Below are 18,377 nucleotides of genomic sequence, written 5' to 3' on the forward strand. Positions count from 1 at the left end.
TTATACGCGTTTTTGTTTTTTAGCAAACTAACAAGTTTTATTCCTAGCTACTTCTTTAATAGAAATGATTAATTTCTAACTGGGCGCAACATGGCTAGAACACGATGCACACCTTCAGTCGCAAGTTCCCCCTCCGGTTCCTTGCGACGCAGCAACAAATCCATCAAGTCATTGTCACTTAAATCCAACAAAGTATTGAGAGGCTCTAAGTCAGCCTCTTCAATCCGATCATGAAAGCGCTCAAAGAAACGCTCCATCATCAAATCATTTTCAAGCAAACCTCGTCGCGCACGCCAACGCAAGAGCGACAAGGTTTCAGATGGTATCGGCATTAAACAGCTCGTCGAACCATTAACTCTTTGATCTTACCAATCGCTTTTGTTGGGTTCAATCCTTTAGGACAAACATCCACACAGTTCATGATGGTGTGGCAACGGAACAAACGGTATGGATCTTCTAAGTTATCCAAACGCTCTGATGTCACTTGATCACGACTGTCTGCGATGAAGCGGTATGCCTGTAACAAACCAGCTGGGCCCACGAACTTATCTGGATTCCACCAGAATGATGGGCAAGCGGTTGAGCATGAGGCGCACAAAATGCACTCATACAAACCATCCAACTCTTCACGCTCTTCTGGGCTTTGCAAACGCTCTTTCTCAGGAGGCGGAACATCGTTCACCAAATAAGGACGAATCGAGTGGTATTGCTTGAAGAACTGAGTCATGTCAACGATCAAGTCACGCACCACTGGCAAACCAGGTAGTGGACGCAAAGAAATCTTCTTTGGCAAAGTCAACATATTGGTCAAGCAAGCTAGGCCATTTTTACCGTTGATGTTCATGGCATCAGATCCACAAACACCTTCGCGGCAAGAACGACGGAAAGACAAAGTCTCATCCATCTTCTTTAGCTTCATCAACGCATCTAACAACATGCGCTCAGAACCATCCAACTCCACTTCATAACTTTGCATGCGTGGCGCTGCATCGACTTCTGGATCGTAACGGTAGACTTCAAATATACGTGTATCGCTCATGTTTCTTCCTTAATACTTTTAGAAAGTACGAACTTTTGGTGGAATAGATTCGACTGTTAGCGGAGTTAACTTCACAGGCTTGTAATCAAGCTTGTTACCTTCGCTGTACCAGAGTGTGTGCTTCATCCATTGCTGATCGTTGCGCTCAGGGTGATCATCGTGAGCGTGTGCGCCACGACTTTCTTTACGAGCAGCAGCTGAAACCATTGTGGCGTTAGCAGCTTCAACCAAGTTCTCTAATTCAAGAGCTTCGATACGAGCTGTGTTGAACACTTTTGACTTGTCTTTCAAGTGAATGCTCTTCGCGCGCTCAGTGATCGCTGCCATTTTGGTGACGCCGCCATCCATGATTTCTTGAGTACGGAACACACCACAATGCTTTTGCATTGTGCTGCGAATGTCATTGGCCACATCTTGTGTGTATTCACCAGATGTTGAATTGTCCAATTTAGCCAAACGTGCCAATGAGCTATCAGCAGCATCTGCTGGTAGTGGCTTGTGCTCTTTTTGTTTCAACGCTGTTTCCACAACGTGGTTACCAGCAGCACGGCCAAACACTAACAAGTCTAACAATGAGTTAGTACCTAAACGATTGGCACCGTGCACTGATACGCAAGAGCACTCACCCATCGCGTAGAAGCCATTGATGATTTCGTTAGGATTGCCATTCTTAGGAGCCACCACTTGACCATGAATGTTGGTTGGAATACCGCCCATCTGGTAGTGAATCGTTGGCACAACTGGAATTGGATTCTTTGTAACATCAACGTTAGCAAAGTTGATACCAATCTCATAAACAGATGGCAAACGCTTGTGAATGGTATCGGCGCCCAAATGAGTTAAGTCGAGTTCGATGTAGTCTTTGTTTGGACCACAACCACGACCTTCTTTGATCTCTTGGTCCATACAACGAGAAATAAAGTCTCTTGGTGCAAGATCTTTTAGAGTTGGCGCATAACGCTCCATGAATCGCTCACCAGAGCTGTTCAAAAGAATCGCACCTTCACCACGACAACCTTCGGTCAACAACACACCCGCACCAGCAACGCCAGTTGGGTGGAATTGCCAGAATTCCATGTCTTCTAGGGGTACACCAGCGCGAGCTGCCATACCCATACCATCACCTGTGTTGATGAAGGCATTGGTTGAAGCTTGCCAAATACGGCCAGCACCACCAGTTGCAAACATCACGCACTTGGCCTGAAGAATATGCACTTCTCCAGTTTCCATTTCTAAAGCAGTCACACCAACCACATCACCTTCAGAGTCACGAATAATGTCTAGCGCCATCCATTCAACGAAGAAGTGTGTCTTGGCGCGCACGTTGCGCTGATAGAGGGTGTGCAATAAAGCGTGACCCGTACGATCCGCTGCAGCACATGCACGTTGCACAGCTTTTTCACCGTAGTTGGCAGTGTGACCACCGAATGGACGTTGATAAATAGTGCCATCTGGGTTGCGGTCAAAAGGCATACCGTAATGCTCTAACTCATAAACTACTTTTGGAGCTTCACGACACATGAACTCGATCGCATCTTGGTCACCTAACCAATCAGATCCTTTGACTGTGTCAAAGAAGTGGTAGTGCCAATTGTCGTCACTCATGTTGCCCAATGAAGCACCGATACCACCCTGCGCTGCCACTGTGTGTGAACGTGTTGGGAAAACCTTTGATAAAACTGCAACGTTTAAGCCAGCTTCAGCCAATTGCAATGAAGCTCGCATACCGGCACCGCCGGCGCCAACGATAACAACGTCAAAACGACGTGTAGGTAATGCTGTCTTGATGGCAGCCATGCGTTACACCCTCCAAAGGATTTGAGCGGTATAGCCAAAACAAGCAATCAGCCATAACGCGGTTAATACGTGCAGTGTCAAACGAATGCTCACTGGTTTGATGTAATCCATCCAAATGTCGCGAACACCAATCCATGCGTGAAACAACAAACTCATGATGGCCAACAATGTGATCAACTTCATGATCTGGTTGGCAAACAAACCAGACCAAGCTTCATAAGTTGCATCACCTAGCAAAAATGACACCAATAAAATTAATGTAAAGACAATCAAAATGACCGCAGTCACGCGTTGCAACAACCAGTCTTTAAGGCCGTAATGAGCACCTACTACGATGCGCTTAGGTCCGATATTGTTATTAGCCATGTGGATTCCTTAAAACAAACCAAATAGCTTGGCAGCACAAACTGCTGTCAAACTCAAACTAACCACCAGAACACCAACCGCTGATTTAGCTGCTGAGTACTTATCAATACCTTTGTGAAGATCTAGCATCAAGAAACGAATGCCAGCACAGAAGTGATGGAGGTATGACCAAATCAAAGCCAAAACGATCAATTTGATGATCGGATGCGCCATCACTGCTTTGAAAGTTTCAAAACTGATCTCTGAAGTGATGCTTTTATCTAAAAGATAAAGCACAAATGGGATCAAAATAAACATCAACAAGCCGCTCACGCGATGCAAGATTGACACTTTGCCAGCCCATGGCAAACGATATTTCATCAAGTCAAAAACATGAATATTTCTAAATTCTGGCATTTCAAACCCCTAATAATTTTTTGCTGTGCTGCAAAACAAATGATTTTATCGCTTAATTAACTTTCTTAAGTCTGACTTTTCAAAAAAAACTGCTGCTAAATCCAAAAAATATTAAAAACTGCCTACATCGTTAATTTAATTCATTTAAATAATGATGGCTTGCCGTCAAATAAACAGCCTTACGAACCTCGACTGGGCGCTCTCCGTAGGTGTATGAGACACGCTCCACGGCTAATAGTGGAGTATTTTGCTCAACTCCTAAGTGCTTAGCAGACAACTCATCTGCCGCAACTGCTCTCAAGCGTTCAGTTGCTCGCACCATGTGGGTGCCAAATTCAGTTTCAAACAAGGCGTACATCGGACCACGCCACTCAACCAAGCGCTCGACACTCAAACCCTTGAAAGTTGTTCCTGGCAGCCAAATTTCTTCGTAAACCGTTGCCTCACTCGAGAAGTACAGAATACGCTCAATTTGAATCACGGCATCGCCAGACTTCAAATCCAATAAACGGGCAATCTCAGCAGGCGCCCTCAAGCGCTTGCAGTCCAAAATAGTGCTTTTGGGGTAATGGGGCTCACCGTTATCTGGAACCAGTCTCAAAAATCTGAAATGAACCCGATCCTCGTGGTGGGTCGCAACAAAAGTCCCCTTGCCTTGCCTTCTAACCAAGAGATTTTCACTGGCCAACTCATCAATCGCCTTGCGAACAGTGCCCTGACTGACCTTGAACCTGGTGGCCAAGTCATTTTCACTGGGAATGGCCTCTCCAGGCTTCCATTCTCCAGCCTGCAAGCTTCCCAGTATCAGAGCCTTAATTTGCTGATAAAGCGGGCTAAAAGTTGCAATTGTTTCGGTCATGACCGTTATTTCATCACAACCAAGGGGTTTTAGTCTATAGACTTATGTCTTATATAAGAGTATTTGACAGAAATAGTCATAAAGTCCTAAACTTTGTACGTTTAGCGTCAGAACCAAGGCGCAATATCACTTTTTTAATTCAAGTTCGGAGCAAACTCATGGCAAAAGCACCTTTGCGCGTCGCAGTTACTGGCGCAGCCGGCCAAATTGGCTATTCATTACTATTCCGCATCGCCAATGGCGACATGTTGGGTAAAGACCAACCGGTGATTTTGCAGTTATTAGAAATCCCTGATGAAAAAGCTCAAAAAGCCCTTTCAGGCGTGATGATGGAAATCGATGACTGCGCATTTCCATTGTTGGCAGGTATGACAGCTCACAGCGACCCAATGACAGCATTCAAAGACATTGACTACGCAGTTCTAGTGGGTGCTCGTCCTCGCGGTCCTGGCATGGAGCGTAAAGATCTTTTGTCAGCCAACGCTCAAATTTTCACAGCTCAAGGTAAAGCCTTGAACGCAGTTGCTAAGCGCACTGTTAAGACATTGGTGGTTGGTAACCCAGCAAACACCAATGCTTATATCGCCATGAAATCAGCACCAGATCTACCAGCTAAGAATTTCACAGCCATGTTACGTTTGGACCACAACCGTGCTTTGTCACAATTGGCAGCTAAGACTGGTAAAGCAGTGGCTGATATCGAGAAATTGATTGTGTGGGGTAACCACAGCCCAACGATGTACCCTGACTATCGTTTCGCAATGATTGGCGGTCAATCAGTGAAGCAAATGATCAATGATGAAGAGTGGAACAAGAACACATTCTTGCCTACAGTTGGTAAGCGTGGCGCAGCGATCATTGATGCACGTGGTTTGTCTTCAGCAGCTTCTGCTGCCAATGCAGCAATCGATCACATCCATGATTGGCATTGCGGCACAAATGGCAAGTGGGTCACGATGGGTATTCCATCAGATGGCTCATACGACATCCCTAAAGATGTGATGTATGGCTTCCCAGTGACTTGCGAGAATGGCGAGTACAAGATTGTTCAAGGTTTAGAAGTTGATGCGTTCTCACGTGAGCGCATGAATTTCACATTGAATGAATTGACTGAAGAGCAAGAAGGCGTGAAGCATTTGCTCTAAGCAAACGCTCAACTCATGCAACCTAGTCAAGTGTTGTTCCAAGGTGAGGCCCTTCCGAGGGCCTTACCTGTTTGTGATCACTACGCAGGCACTGAAGTGCGCATGCGCAAAGCATTGGCTTTGCAAGCAGAATTAGGTCCCGTCTTTGATATCACGTTTGATTGTGAAGATGGCGCACCTGTTGGCAAAGAAGCAGAACATGCTCAACTGGTTGCCGACATTCTTTTAAGTTCAGATAATCGTTTCAATCGTGTGGGGGTCAGAATCCATGATCCGAGTCATTCTTGCTGGAAAGCGGATGTCGCAACTCTGATCAAGCAAGCTGGCAAAAAAATCGCCTTCGTGATGATTCCGAAAGTGGTTTCAGCCACACAAACACAAAGCATCATTGATGAAATCAATCATGTCGCTAAAACTGCCAATATTGGCCGAGTGATTCCAATTCAAGTTCTGATTGAAACTCATGGCGCACTTCAAGATGTTCAAGCCATTGCAGCGCTAGAACAAGTCGAGTCTTTGAGTTTTGGTTTGATGGATTTTGTTTCAGCTCATCATGGGGCCATCCCTGGTAGTGCAATGGACCGCGGTCAGTTTGATCATCCTTTGGTAGCACGCGCCATGTTAGAGATTTCAGCGGCCTGTCATGCACATGGCAAAGTAGCTTCTCATAATGTTTGCACCAATATCAATGATGTCGCCATCATTGAATCTGACACTTTGAGAGCCAAGAATGAATTTGGCTTCACACGCAAATGGAGCATTCATCCAAATCAAATTCCTGTGATTGTGAAGACTTTATCGCCTTCCCCGAGTGAGATTGAAGAAGCCTGTTCTATTTTATTAGCAGCCCAAGTAGCACAATGGGGACCGATACAGCATGAAGGCAAACTTCATGATCGAGCCAGTTACAGGTATTTCTGGACTATTTTGCAAAAAGCTCATTTAACTGGTCATGCCATTCCAGCCAAAGCTGAAAAGTTACTTTAAGCCTTAGATAAAAAAATATAGTTGCAAGCTTTGAACCACAGGGTCTTGTTTTGCTTAGAATGTGTTTATGTCTAGTTACCGCCCTAAAAATTCCTCACGCATATCTCCTGAAGCAGAACGCTTGGTTTCTGATGCGCTGTCATTGGCAGCTTCGGGCAGTCGCGTAGAAGATATTTTTTGGGAAACCAAATTACTCGATCGTTTGTTGCGCTTATTGCATGCGCAAAATCAAAATGCGATTGAAAGCGCATTGGATCAAACACTCAAAATCAATCCGATTGCTTTTGACTCATTGGCAGAAAACGCTGAAACTTTGGCAGAGTCTTTGACATTAGAACAAGACGGCAAGAGCTGGGATGTGGTGTTGATTGCTATCCCAATCATCGCAAGAACTCGTTACAGCATTCCTTCAGGCAAGCTCAGCTCTGAATCAATCGCAGCGACAGGCAACTTGTTACATGACCAGATCGTTGCGCAAGATGCTTTGATTGCATTGGTACCTTGGCTTTACAGCATCGATCAAATGCCTCACTCACATTGTCAAACTCGTTTGTTGCTTGAAAAGTTAGCATCTGCGGCGGTGAATGCCGGAGAGATTAAATTAGAGTTGCGCGACATGCCTGAAACGATTCCTGTTTTAGCAGATCCACGTTACATCGTTGGCGCAGTAGCAGCTCCTTCTGGTGGCCCAATTTTTAGATGGCAAGAGGATACGCCTAGACGCCAAGAGCGAAGTGTTTGTTTGCAGAATTGGCAAACAGGGATGCAAGATACGGTTGCAGCGATCATGCCAGGCTGCGAATTTGAACTATCTTTACCAGAGGCTTATTTCACCAACTGCCGTGAAGCAGATCGCAAGATCAGACCTTTGAGCATTTTGGCAGCCGTCAATTATCTTGAATCAATGTTGAACGTTGAACCTGCTGGCTTATCTTGCATCATTGCAGGATTTGGTGATGAGCAATGTGATGAATACAGAATATCTTTTGCGCTCAAAGGTTCCAAAGAAATCCTCTATGGCGTGGTTTGGCCTTTGTACGATAGAGAAACCGTTGCCAATGATTCAATCAACGATATTTCAATTGAAGACAGTCCTATTCGGGAAATTTATGACACGATCAAAAACTCAGGCGTTGAAGATCAGCTCAGGCACGCTGAGTTATTTAGCCTAGAGATGTGTGAAGATTGTGGCGTGCCGATGTTCGTTGATCGTGCCGGTGAAATCGTTCATGCTGAAATGCCTGATGACACACCAAGTCAGCAACCATTATTTCATTAAACGCATCCATGAAGTATTCAAAAATCAGTATTTCAAATTTACGCAAGAATCTTAATGACATCATTGAAGAGTTAAGGTCTTCGCCAATTGCCGTTTACAGCTCTAAAAAGCCTATTGCGTATATTTTGTCGGCAAAATGTTATGAGGCACTTTTGGAGAAACTGGACGATGTCCATCTAACGGAGCTAGCTAAAAGCCGATTGCAAGGCAAAAGAGTTCAGGTTGATTTAAGCACTCTTTAAGCGCACGCAAATCTAGATTAATTAATCCAGCTTCATCCAAACTTCATTGCGGCGCCAGAATGGCAGAGTCCAAGGCGGGTTGTAACGCGACAACTGTGCTGAGCCAGAAGTCTTTAAACCATTCTTAGCCATCCATTCGTTCAAACGAGTCGTTTGTGCGGACAACTTCTCTTCATCCACCCAACCACTGAATGTCACAACTGCTACTTGCTGGGCGGGCATCTGTTTGATGATGACATTCGAGTTCTTAGGTTTGGGCAAAGTATCCATGGTGAACTTACTTGGCATCACAAAGGCCATTTTCCATGCACCACCACTGCCTTCCATGGTGACAGGTGCTGTCATAGCAATCTTTGAAGATGTGTCTGCTTCCATGGTCACGGGTGCCGTCATGGCAATTTTTTCTGACTGCTTCTTAACTGGATCTTCATTGTTACCAAAGATAAAGTCAGCTATCTGACGAAACCCCTTGTTAGAAGCCTCGCTCAAAGTGCCAGTGACCAACACTTCAGCAATGATCATGGGCTGATAGCGGCGAACCTCGAAGTCACCCTCTTTTTTGACAACCTCATAACGCGGTTCTTCATTGGCCATCGCACCACCCATGAACACAGATAGAGCTGCAAAGCTCAAAAGAAATTTCGACACTTGCTTTGTCATCATTCAGTTCACTGTTCTTTTCTTCGGAACACAGGTTTTGCATCAGTGCTTTCTTTAGGGGCAAACTTATAACCTTCATAGTCAAAGTCTTTTAAGTCAGCTGCTTTATCAATCTTGTTATCAATGATGAAACGAGTCATCAAACCTCTTGCACGTTTGGCGTAGAAAGAAACAATTTTGTATTTGCCAGCTTTTTCATCCTGAAAGACAGGAGCAACAATTGGAAAACCTAATGTATCAGCTTTAACCGATTTAAAGTACTCATCTGAAGCTAGGTTGATCAAAGTTTTAGATTTTTGTTGTTCCAATTCTTCTTTTAAAGCCAGGGTGATTTTGTCACCCCAAAAAGCATAGAGATCTTTGCCAACGGTGTTTTTGAATGAAGTGCCCATCTCCAAACGGTATGGCTGCATCAAATCCAAAGGCTTTAAAACACCATAAAGGCCAGAAAGTACTCTGACGTGCTCTTGGGTGTAATCCAGAGCCTTAGCGTTCAAAGAACCTGCATCAAGCCCCTCATACACATCTCCATTGAAGGCCAAAATAGCTTGTTTGCTATTTTTAGCTGTGAACTTCTTAGACCACTCGCCAAAGCGAGCCACGTTCAAAGCGGCTAATTTGTCCGATAAATCCATCAATTCAGCGACTTCTTGTAAAGACAGTTTCTTTAAATCTGTCACCAACTTGGCTGATTCATTGATAAAAATAGGCAAGGTATGCTTGTCCGTGGAAGGCGGAGTGTCATAGTCCAAACTTTTTGCAGGCGAAAGTACGATCAACATGGCAGAATATTCAAATTAAATGAATCTAAATAATACTGCTTTGAGACAAATACCGCTCCCTTCTCGCTTACCCAAAGTTGGCACCACCATTTTTACCGTGATGTCTGCCCTTGCCAATGAGCACAAAGCCATTAACTTAGGTCAAGGTTTTCCAGACTTTGATTGCGATCCAGCTTTACCAGAGGCTGTTTATAAAGCCATGCGTGATGGCCACAATCAATACCCGCCTATGACGGGTATTGCACCCTTGCGCGAGGCTGTCAGTCAAAAGATAAGTGCCTTGTATGGTCATCACTACGATCCAGCCACAGAGATCACAATCACTGCTGGCGGTACTCAAGGAATTTTCACGGTGATTGCATGTGCGATCAATCCTGGCGATGAAGTGATTGTGATTGAGCCCGTCTACGACTCTTACATCCCTTCGATTGATACGGTTGGAGGCACCGCTGTGCCAGTTCAGTTGATAGTGAAGAGAAATGATGATGGGGATATCAGTGGTTATGAAATCCCATGGGATGCCATGGCAAAAGCCATCACTTCCCGTACCAAAATGATCATGATCAATTCCCCACACAATCCAACGGGAATGGTGTGGCAGTCTGCTGATATTGATCGTCTGGCTGATTTAGTTCGAGACACGGATATCTTGATTTGTAGTGATGAGGTCTATGAGCACATGGTCTTTGATGGCAAAGACCATCAAAGCGTGGCCCGCCATCCTGAATTAGCACAACGCAGTTTTGTTATTTCTAGCTTTGGTAAAACGTATCACGTCACTGGCTGGAAAGTCGGCTATGTGGCTGCCCCCGCTCATTTGAGTGCTGAATTTAGAAAAGTTCATCAGTTCAATGTCTTCACCATCAACACTCCAGTGCAATATGGCTTGGCTGATTATTTAAAAAATCCTGACCCTTATTTGAATTTGGCAGGGTTCTATCAGCAGAAACGAAATTACATGCGCCAAGGTTTGGAGCAAACCAAGTTCAAGCTATTGCCTGCTCCTGGAACTTATTTTCAGTGCGTTGATTACACGCAACTAGGCATTCCACAAGCTAAGTTGAATAGCTCTGATTTTTGTCAGTGGCTAACAAAAGAAGTGGGAGTGGCAGCGATTCCGGTATCTGCTTTTTACAGTGACCCTGTTGAATCAGGCGTGATCAGATTCTGTTTCGCCAAAAAAGAAAGTACTTTGGCTGAAGCACTGAAGAGACTTCAAAGTATTTAATGGTTGGTTGATTACTTGCTTGGCTGTTTGATGATTTGAACACCCAAGTTTGTTAGAAAAGGAAAAATGATGACAAAGAAACAAGGCATGATTGATATTTACAGCTGGGCAACGCCCAACGGTCACAAGGTTCACATCATGATGGAGGAATGTGGCTATCGCTTAGGTAAAGATTGGCTAGCTCATCCGATTGATATTGGTGCTGGCGATCAGTTCACCAAAGAGTTTTTAGCCATCAGCCCAAACAACAAGATTCCAGCCATGGTCGACCCTAATGGCCCAGATGGCAAACCAATCGCCTTGTTTGAATCCGGCGCAATCCTTTTGTACCTTGCAAGCAAAACTGGTCGCTTTCTACCAAAAACAGATCGTGCCAAGTTTGAGGTGTTGCAGTGGTTAATGTTTCAAATGGGTGGCGTTGGTCCAATGCTGGGCCAAACTCATCACTTCAGAATCTACGCACCAGAAAAAGTCGAATACGCCATCAACCGTTACACGAATGAAACTCGCAGACTATATGGCGTGATGGACAAAGAGCTTTCTAAGAAACATTTCATTGCTGGCAAAGACTACAGCATTGCAGACATCGCTATTTTTCCGTGGACACGCTCATGGAAAAATCAAGGCATCACTCTTGAGGAGTTTCCGAACGTTTTGCGTTGGCATGAAGAAATTGCAGAGCGCCCCGCCGTCAAACGAGGTGTTGAAGTTTTAACATCACTCAGAAAACCTCTGAATGACGATAAAGCCAAAGAGATTTTGTACGGAAAGACGCAATATCAAAAAAGATAATCAGCGCTTTAGCTTTTGCACCATGGCCTGTAGGAACACCCACAGTGCTGGTAATCCTGGGATGATGATCATCGCCAAAGCCACCATTGAGAAGTTGGCTTTGACCCATGGGTGTTCGCCAATCATGTAACCCAAGGTCGTCAAACTTCCAACCCAAAGAATGCCGCCACCCACGTTGTAAGTAGCGAATTTTGGATAAGACATCTGCGCTGCTCCCGCAATGAATGGGGCAAAGGTTCTGATGAACGGCATGAAGCGGCCAACGACAATGGTAATAGGCCCATGCTTTTCATAAAAAGCATGGGTTTTATCAAAAGCGTCTTTATTGAACCAACGAGAGTTTTCCCAACCAAATACTTTTGGTCCAAACCAGCGACCAATTGAATAATTAACTGCATCACCAGCAATTGCAGCAATGATCAACAAAATCAATAAAAGAGGCAGGCTCATACCACCCACCGCCGCTATGGCACCAGCCACAAACAACAAAGAGTCACCCGGCAAGAAAGGCATCACTACAACGCCTGTTTCAATGAAGATGATGGCAAACAACAAGACATACACCCAAGGACCCCATTGATCAACAATGGTGACCAAGTGTTTGTCTAAGTGCAAAAAGATATCTAATAAAAGTGAAAAATCCATTACTGAAAGACCACGGTACTTTTTCCATTCAACAAGATACGGTGCTCAGCATGCCAACGAACGGCGCGTGATAAAGCCATACATTCCACATCTCTTCCTACGGCAGCTAATTGATCCGGATTCATGGCATGATCAACGCGCTCAACACCCTGCTCAATGATTGGGCCTTCATCCAAATCAGTGGTCACGTAATGAGCCGTTGCCCCAATTAGCTTGACTCCGCGCTGATGAGCTTGCCAATAAGGCTTCGCACCTTTAAAGCTTGGTAAGAAAGAGTGGTGGATGTTGATGGCTTTACCAGATAACTTTTCACAGACCTTAGGAGATAAAATCTGCATGTACCTGGCTAACACCACCAAATCGATTTTCTCCTGATCAATCAATTTCAATAATTGTTCTTCTTGTTCATTTTTTCGCTCATCATTCGCACTGCTGAGTGGCATGAAATGAAACGGTATTTTGTAACCTGCGGCTAGATTCTGAAAATCTTGATGGTTTGAGACGATGCCAGCAATCTCAATCGGCAAATATCCACTGTGAGTTCTGAATAACAAATCATTCAAACAATGGCCCAATTTAGAAACCATGATCAATACTTTGGGTTTGCTGGCCGCATCAAATAGCTCCCAATCCATTTGAAAGCTATCGCCAATTCCTTTGAATAACTCTTGTAGATTTTGTAGATTCAATTCTTGCGAGGTCTTGGCAAAATGCACACGCATGAAAAAGCGACTGGTGAACGTATCACTGAATTGAGCGGAATCTAGAATATTGGCCGTTTGATTGAACAAAAACTGACTGACAGCATGGACGATGCCTGGTCGGTCTGGGCAGGAGATTTTGAGGATGAAACCTTGTGTAGACATACCGACATTATCCATAAAGCCTGAGAAATATTGAAAAATTTCTACTATTTTCCAGATGAAGCTTAAACTTAGGCTTTTAGTACTTAATTACAAGGTCAAGCGATGGGTATTCAGTCTGTGGGCATTATTGGCGCTGGCACGATGGGCAATGGCATTGCTCAAGCCTGTGCAGTTTCTGGCTTAAATGTGGTCATGGTCGATATCAATGAGGCCGCCGTAGCAAAAGGCCTAACAACCATTGCCAGCAGCCTTGATCGCTTGATCAAAAAAGAGAAGATGACTGAAGCTGAAAAAGCATCTGCCTTGGCTCGCATCAAAACAAGCACCAATTACCAAGATTTCACAGGTTCACAAATGGTGATTGAAGCCGCGACTGAAAACTACGACCTCAAGATCAAGATTTTGAAACAATTGGATGGCATTGTTAGCAAAGACACCATCATTGCTTCAAATACCTCATCGATTTCAATCACACAAATGGCGGCTGAAGTCAGCAATCCTCAGCGCTTTATCGGCATGCATTTTTTCAACCCTGTGCCGATGATGACCTTGGTTGAAATTATCCGCGGCCTACAAACGGATGACCAGACACACGGTTTGGTTGAAGAGATGTCAAAGGTGTTGGGCAAAGAACCAATCACCGTTAAAAATGCCCCTGGCTTTGTTGTGAACCGTATCTTGGTACCGATGATCAATGAAGCATTCTTTGTGTTGGCTGAAGGTTTGGCCACACCAGAAGACATTGATGCAGGCATGAAGCTTGGTTGCAACCACCCTATTGGTCCATTGGCCTTGGCTGACATGATTGGCTTAGATACTTGCTTGGCCATCATGGAGGTTTACTTCAAGAACTTTAATGACTCTAAATATCGTCCTTGCCCATTGCTTCGCGAGATGGTGGCAGCTGGTTACCTTGGCAGAAAATCAGGCAAAGGCGTTTACAGCTATAACTGATCATGTTGACACCGATTGCTAAATTTCTTGGTTACGCAGGACTGATTCCCTTCATCCTGCTGTCTGGATTGGTTCAATTTACAGAGCCACCGCTGGATTTTTGGGCCGCTAACTCATTACTCCTTTATGGAGCAACAATCGCTTCATTTGTAGGAGCCTTGCATTGGGGTCCTTTATTGAGCCCTCTGTCAAATCAAGAAGGTTATGGCTTTTGGAGATCTAAAGGCGCTTGGATTTGGGGCGTCACCCCATCATTACTAGCCTGGGTCGCTCTTCACCTACCCTTTTCTTCTGGTTACTTTTTGATTGCTGCAACACTTCTTCTTGCATTGCTCGTTGATCGCAAACAGTTTCGACATTTGATTCATGACGAAACGTATTTGGCAGAATTCTTAAAAATGAGAACCGTCTTGACAGCAGTTGCAACTGCCAGCCTTGTTTTGGCTGGCATTGCTATCAGACAGTTTTGATTTGAATTAAATCTTTTTAGTGAGATTTGGCCTTAGCCAAAAGTGTTTCCGTGTAGGCAATCGCCAAAGCTGAAATCACAAACGTCAAGTGGATTAAGGTTTGCCACAACAGAGTTTTATCATCCAAGTGTTCTGCATTGATGAAAGTCTTCAATAAGTGAATTGAAGAAATGCCGATGATGGCTGTTGCTAACTTGACCTTCAAAACACCTGCATTCACATGCGACAACCATTCAGGTTGATCAGGATGATTCTTGAGTTCTAGGCGAGATACAAATGTCTCCCAACCACCCACGATGACCATCACCAAGAGATTTGAAATCATCACCACGTCAATCAAACCTAAAACAATCAACATGATTTCTGTTTCAGTCGTGCCACCCTTGGTCATCATCATGCCAATGAGATGAACCAATTCGCGCCAGAACTGAATCACATAAACAATTTGAGCAACAATCAGCCCCATGTACAAGGGAGCTTGCAGCCAGCGGCTCATAAAAATCCAGCGTGGCAAAGGGCGTAATTTATCTTTTAATTGAGTTGATGTATCTTGGTTCATGAGTTACTTTTTAATAATGATGAATTAGTTTTAAAAAACGATTTGGCATTCAGACAACATGCGACAATTTGCGTATTAAACCATGTCTTTATTACCAAACAACGAAAATTTTACCCCCCTAGCGGAAATACTTCGCCCTCAACAAAAAGAGGACCTGGTTGGGCAAACTCACCTTTTCGGACCAGGCAAACCACTTGACCTAGCATTCCGCTCCGGAAAACCCCACTCGATGCTTTTATGGGGTCCGCCAGGCGTTGGTAAAACCACCATTGCGCGCCTAACTGCCAATACTTTTGACTGCGAATTCATTGCCATTTCAGCAGTTTTGGCTGGGGTAAAAGAAATAAGACAAGCCATTGAGCAGGCAGAAAACAATCTACAACAGTTCAATAAAAAAACGATTTTATTTGTTGATGAAATTCATCGATTCAATAAGTCTCAGCAAGACGCTCTACTCCCCTTTGTTGAATCGGGCTTAGTGACCTTTATTGGGGCCACCACTGAAAACCCCTCTTTTGAAGTCAATTCAGCATTACTTTCAAGAGCACAGGTCTATGTTCTTAAGTCTTTGACTCATGAAGAACTTTTACAGTTACTGAATCGGGCCTTGGCAGCTTTACCAAGCTCACTTGAGTTTAATGAAGAAGCCAAAGCAGTTTTACTTCACCTGGCCGATGGCGATGCCAGACGTTTCCTTAATTTGATTGAGCAAACCTTCAACGCTGCAAAAATCAGTCAAATCACCAATATCACTGCGGAATTCCTAGAGCAGTCTTTAGGACACTTATCGAAACGATTTGATAAATCTGGCGATCATTTTTATGACCAGATTTCAGCCTTGCATAAATCTGTCAGGGGATCTAATTCAGACGGTGCTTTGTATTGGTTCTGCCGCATGATTGATGGTGGAGTTGACGTTAAGTATTTGTCACGTCGAATTGTTCGCATGGCTTGGGAAGATATTGGATTGGCAGATCCGCGCGCCATGCAACTAGCCAATGATGCTGCATTGACTTATGAGCGCTTGGGTAGCCCTGAGGGCGAACTAGCTCTTGCTGAAGCCCTGATTTACTTGTGCGCAGCCCCCAAAAGCAACTCGGCCTATAAAGCATTCAATCAAGCCAGAGACTTTGTGGCAAAAGACACCAGTCGTGACGTGCCAATGCATTTGCGCAATGCCCCAACCAAGCTGATGGATGAATTGGGACATGGCAAGGCTTATCGTTATGCGCACGATGAAGCTCACGCCTATGCAGCCGGAGAAAACTATCTTCCTGACGGCGTTAAAGAGGCTAATTGGTATCAACCAACTGATCGGGGTTTGGAAGCCAAAATCAAAGAGAAGCTGGCTTTCTTAAAATCTTTGGATGAGGCGGTTAAGAATAAAAAGTAAATTAAGAATTAAATAAAAATTGAATAAATGAGTCAAATAAAAAAGTCTGCTGAAGCAGACTTTTTTATTTGGTGCAACTGAAAGTAATTCAGTGGCTTAAACCAACATGTCAGCCCAAATGTTTCTGGCCCATGCATTCGCATACTCACCCTCAAGAGGATTAGCAGCAGCAGACACACCACCAGAACCTGGTACTGTGACCATGGTTTTCTTAGCAGCATCATAAGTATGAACGCTGGCAACGTGAACCACCTCTTCAGCAGATACGAAGCTATAGCAAGTGTTGTTATAAACCGGCAATTGGTTTATTTCCGCACCACTCAAGATAGCAACTACGGCTGCAGCACATGTCTTGCCGTGTTGATTGGCCATGTGACCAGATTTTGGCATACCTGGAGCGATTTGAATTGAGTCGCCCAATACGTGAACGTTTGGTGCAACCTTAGATTCAAAGGTCAAGAAATCAACTTCGCACCAACGTGCGTTCATGTTAGCCAAACCTGTTTTCACAGCTATTGAACCAGCACGCATTGGAGGCAACACATTCAGTACATCAGCCTTGATGTCATCATTGAATTCAAACTTCAAAGTCTTACCTTTGACATCCACATCAGTTAGATTGTGTTTACCGCGATACTCAACCATGCCAGCATAACGGCGTGACCAAGCCAACTTAAACAATCCTGGCTTAGATGTCACATCATCATTCGCATCCAAAATAAGTACTTTGCTCTTTGGCTTGTTCTTTTGGAAATAATCAGCCACTTGGCAAGCACGCTCGTATGGTCCTGGAGGGCAACGGTACGGAGCCAAAGGAATTGAAATGGCAAATACACCACCGTTCTTCATGCTTTCCAATTGCTTTCTTAGGCCCACAGTTTGCTCGCCAGCTTTCCATGCGTGCAGAACTTCGTTCTGAGCATTTGGCTTGAGCATGCCTGGTAATTTGTCGTAAGTTAAATCAATACCTGGGGAAACGATCAAGCGATCGTAGAACAATGTTGAGCCGCCAGCAAGTTTCACTTGCTTCTTGGCAACGTCTACTGACACCACGTAGTCTTTCACCAATTTCACGCCGTGGTTCTTGCTCAAACCTGCGTATGAAACTGTGATGTCTTCCATCTTCTTACTACCACCAATCACTAGATTGGACATTGGGCAAGAAATGAAATTCTGATTTGGTTCGATCAGTGTGACATCTGCTGTGTAATTTGAAAACTTGCGCACGTATTTGGCAGCTGTTGCACCACCATAACCGCCACCAATTACCAATACTTTGGCATTTTTGGCATCAATTTGTGTTGAAGCACAACCAACCAAAGTTGTCGCCGCAGCACCCGCACCCACTAATTGTATAAATTCGCGTCTTTGCATGATCAACTCCCGATTATTTTGTTTTAGCTACTGGTTTTTCAGCAGGCAAAGAGGCAAAGTAAGCAGAAATTTGTTCAATCTGCTCATCCGTATAACCTTTACTCAACTGATGCATGATGGTGGCTACGCGCTTACCAGTTTTATATTCATTCATCTTTTTGATCATTTCGGCTTTATTTTGTCCCGCTAGGCTGGCCATGCCACCTTCGGAATAACCATCGGTACCGTGACAGGCTGCACATGAAGCAGCCCATTGTTTGATTTGTAGGCTTTGGGCATTTGCCAAAGAAGTTGCGCCTAATAGACTCACGAATAAGCCCGCCATCAATATTGATGGTTTACGAATGAATGATTGCATCATTTCCCCCCTTTAGTATCAGCTTGATTTTAATTGGATAAAACCTTTTTATATCTTGGGGTTTCACCTTACAGTTAATTGATTTAACTAACTAAAAGATTATTCAACAGAGTGGCATTTAAAACAACTTCATTCTTCTTATATGGGTATGCCCAAAGTGCATGATGAAAGTCCTGGTGATGATTT

Annotated in this window: 22 protein-coding genes; 9 read left to right on the top strand and 13 right to left on the bottom strand. The window is 44.2% G+C overall.

Annotated elements, in window-relative coordinates; translation table 11 throughout:
* Nucleotides 1-68: 68 nt before the first annotated feature.
* From AOC33_RS06210 to AOC33_RS06235, 6 genes are all read right to left on the bottom strand, one after another.
* A complete protein-coding gene (locus AOC33_RS06210; protein WP_089515866.1) occupies nucleotides 69-332 on the bottom strand; it encodes an FAD assembly factor SdhE in 264 nt (87 codons plus the stop codon).
* Complete coding sequence (locus tag AOC33_RS06215; protein WP_089515868.1) at nucleotides 332-1,039, bottom strand: succinate dehydrogenase iron-sulfur subunit; 708 nt, start codon at nucleotides 1,037-1,039, stop codon at nucleotides 332-334. The genes AOC33_RS06210 and AOC33_RS06215 overlap by 1 nt, the downstream gene beginning before the upstream one ends.
* Nucleotides 1,040-1,057: 18 nt before the next feature.
* Nucleotides 1,058-2,836 (bottom strand): succinate dehydrogenase flavoprotein subunit, encoded by a 1,779-nt coding sequence (gene sdhA / locus AOC33_RS06220; protein ID WP_089515870.1) that lies wholly within the window; start codon nucleotides 2,834-2,836, stop codon nucleotides 1,058-1,060.
* A gap of 3 nt (nucleotides 2,837-2,839) precedes the next feature.
* Nucleotides 2,840-3,202, bottom strand: coding sequence for a succinate dehydrogenase, hydrophobic membrane anchor protein (gene sdhD, locus AOC33_RS06225; protein ID WP_089515872.1), 363 nt, complete (start codon nucleotides 3,200-3,202; stop codon nucleotides 2,840-2,842).
* Between the two features lie 9 nt (nucleotides 3,203-3,211).
* Nucleotides 3,212-3,598, bottom strand: a complete 387-nt coding sequence (gene sdhC, locus AOC33_RS06230; RefSeq protein WP_089515874.1) for a succinate dehydrogenase, cytochrome b556 subunit — start codon at nucleotides 3,596-3,598, stop codon at nucleotides 3,212-3,214.
* Between the two features lie 130 nt (nucleotides 3,599-3,728).
* Nucleotides 3,729-4,457: a GntR family transcriptional regulator gene (locus AOC33_RS06235; RefSeq protein ID WP_089515876.1), complete on the bottom strand. Its 729-nt coding sequence runs from the start codon at nucleotides 4,455-4,457 to the stop codon at nucleotides 3,729-3,731.
* Nucleotides 4,458-4,615: 158 nt separating this feature from the next.
* Between AOC33_RS06235 and AOC33_RS06240 the strand changes: the two genes are divergently transcribed.
* From AOC33_RS06240 to AOC33_RS06255, 4 genes are all read left to right on the top strand, one after another.
* The gene (locus AOC33_RS06240; RefSeq protein ID WP_089515878.1) at nucleotides 4,616-5,602 is read left to right on the top strand and encodes a malate dehydrogenase; all 987 of its coding nucleotides are present in this window, start codon (nucleotides 4,616-4,618) and stop codon (nucleotides 5,600-5,602) included.
* Nucleotides 5,603-5,617: 15 nt separating this feature from the next.
* Nucleotides 5,618-6,589 (top strand): HpcH/HpaI aldolase/citrate lyase family protein, encoded by a 972-nt coding sequence (locus tag AOC33_RS06245; protein ID WP_089515880.1) that lies wholly within the window; start codon nucleotides 5,618-5,620, stop codon nucleotides 6,587-6,589.
* Nucleotides 6,590-6,656: 67 nt separating this feature from the next.
* Nucleotides 6,657-7,868 carry a DUF2863 family protein gene (locus AOC33_RS06250; RefSeq protein ID WP_089515882.1) on the top strand — a complete coding sequence of 404 codons (1,212 nt, stop codon included), beginning with the start codon at nucleotides 6,657-6,659 and terminating at the stop codon, nucleotides 7,866-7,868.
* An 8-nt stretch (nucleotides 7,869-7,876) separates the two neighbouring features.
* Complete coding sequence (locus AOC33_RS06255; RefSeq protein ID WP_089515884.1) at nucleotides 7,877-8,110, top strand: type II toxin-antitoxin system Phd/YefM family antitoxin; 234 nt, start codon at nucleotides 7,877-7,879, stop codon at nucleotides 8,108-8,110.
* Nucleotides 8,111-8,131: 21 nt separating this feature from the next.
* Here the strand turns inward: AOC33_RS06255 and AOC33_RS06260 are convergent, their stop codons facing one another.
* Both AOC33_RS06260 and yaaA read right to left on the bottom strand, forming a co-directional pair.
* Nucleotides 8,132-8,773, bottom strand: coding sequence for an SOUL family heme-binding protein (locus AOC33_RS06260; RefSeq protein WP_245835625.1), 642 nt, complete (start codon nucleotides 8,771-8,773; stop codon nucleotides 8,132-8,134).
* A 5-nt stretch (nucleotides 8,774-8,778) separates the two neighbouring features.
* Entirely contained in the window at nucleotides 8,779-9,552 is a 774-nt protein-coding gene (gene yaaA / locus AOC33_RS06265) for a peroxide stress protein YaaA (protein WP_089515885.1), read from the bottom strand.
* 19 nt (nucleotides 9,553-9,571) lie between these two features.
* Here yaaA and AOC33_RS06270 point away from each other — a divergent pair, with 19 nt between their 5' ends.
* Nucleotides 9,572-10,780 (top strand): pyridoxal phosphate-dependent aminotransferase, encoded by a 1,209-nt coding sequence (locus AOC33_RS06270; protein ID WP_089515887.1) that lies wholly within the window; start codon nucleotides 9,572-9,574, stop codon nucleotides 10,778-10,780.
* An 87-nt stretch (nucleotides 10,781-10,867) separates the two neighbouring features.
* Complete coding sequence (locus AOC33_RS06275; protein ID WP_089516442.1) at nucleotides 10,868-11,572, top strand: glutathione binding-like protein; 705 nt, start codon at nucleotides 10,868-10,870, stop codon at nucleotides 11,570-11,572.
* Here AOC33_RS06275 and AOC33_RS06280 read toward each other — a convergent pair whose 3' ends face one another.
* Together AOC33_RS06280 and purU are read right to left on the bottom strand one after the other, a co-directional pair.
* Nucleotides 11,573-12,217 (bottom strand): VTT domain-containing protein, encoded by a 645-nt coding sequence (locus tag AOC33_RS06280; RefSeq protein ID WP_089515889.1) that lies wholly within the window; start codon nucleotides 12,215-12,217, stop codon nucleotides 11,573-11,575.
* Complete coding sequence (purU, locus tag AOC33_RS06285) at nucleotides 12,217-13,083, bottom strand: formyltetrahydrofolate deformylase (protein WP_089515891.1); 867 nt, start codon at nucleotides 13,081-13,083, stop codon at nucleotides 12,217-12,219. The genes AOC33_RS06280 and purU overlap by 1 nt, the downstream gene beginning before the upstream one ends.
* A gap of 102 nt (nucleotides 13,084-13,185) precedes the next feature.
* Between purU and AOC33_RS06290 the strand changes: the two genes are divergently transcribed.
* Nucleotides 13,186-14,037 carry a 3-hydroxybutyryl-CoA dehydrogenase gene (locus AOC33_RS06290; protein WP_089515893.1) on the top strand — a complete coding sequence of 284 codons (852 nt, stop codon included), beginning with the start codon at nucleotides 13,186-13,188 and terminating at the stop codon, nucleotides 14,035-14,037.
* A gap of 2 nt (nucleotides 14,038-14,039) precedes the next feature.
* A complete protein-coding gene (locus AOC33_RS06295) occupies nucleotides 14,040-14,507 on the top strand; it encodes a DUF3429 domain-containing protein (protein ID WP_089515895.1) in 468 nt (155 codons plus the stop codon).
* A gap of 16 nt (nucleotides 14,508-14,523) precedes the next feature.
* Here the strand turns inward: AOC33_RS06295 and AOC33_RS06300 are convergent, their stop codons facing one another.
* A complete protein-coding gene (locus tag AOC33_RS06300) occupies nucleotides 14,524-15,066 on the bottom strand; it encodes a TIGR00645 family protein (protein ID WP_089515896.1) in 543 nt (180 codons plus the stop codon).
* Between the two features lie 82 nt (nucleotides 15,067-15,148).
* On the opposite strand from AOC33_RS06300, the gene AOC33_RS06305 reads away from it, so the two are divergent.
* Nucleotides 15,149-16,459: a replication-associated recombination protein A gene (locus tag AOC33_RS06305; RefSeq protein WP_089515898.1), complete on the top strand. Its 1,311-nt coding sequence runs from the start codon at nucleotides 15,149-15,151 to the stop codon at nucleotides 16,457-16,459.
* Between the two features lie 96 nt (nucleotides 16,460-16,555).
* On the opposite strand, the gene AOC33_RS06310 is transcribed toward AOC33_RS06305, so the two are convergent.
* Both AOC33_RS06310 and AOC33_RS06315 read right to left on the bottom strand, forming a co-directional pair.
* Nucleotides 16,556-17,833 carry an NAD(P)/FAD-dependent oxidoreductase gene (locus tag AOC33_RS06310; protein WP_089515900.1) on the bottom strand — a complete coding sequence of 426 codons (1,278 nt, stop codon included), beginning with the start codon at nucleotides 17,831-17,833 and terminating at the stop codon, nucleotides 16,556-16,558.
* A 13-nt stretch (nucleotides 17,834-17,846) separates the two neighbouring features.
* Nucleotides 17,847-18,194, bottom strand: a complete 348-nt coding sequence (locus tag AOC33_RS06315; protein ID WP_245835626.1) for a c-type cytochrome — start codon at nucleotides 18,192-18,194, stop codon at nucleotides 17,847-17,849.
* Nucleotides 18,195-18,377: the final 183 nt, after the last annotated feature.

Source organism: Polynucleobacter cosmopolitanus (genome assembly GCF_002224225.1).
GTDB classification, from domain to species: domain Bacteria; phylum Pseudomonadota; class Gammaproteobacteria; order Burkholderiales; family Burkholderiaceae; genus Polynucleobacter; species Polynucleobacter cosmopolitanus.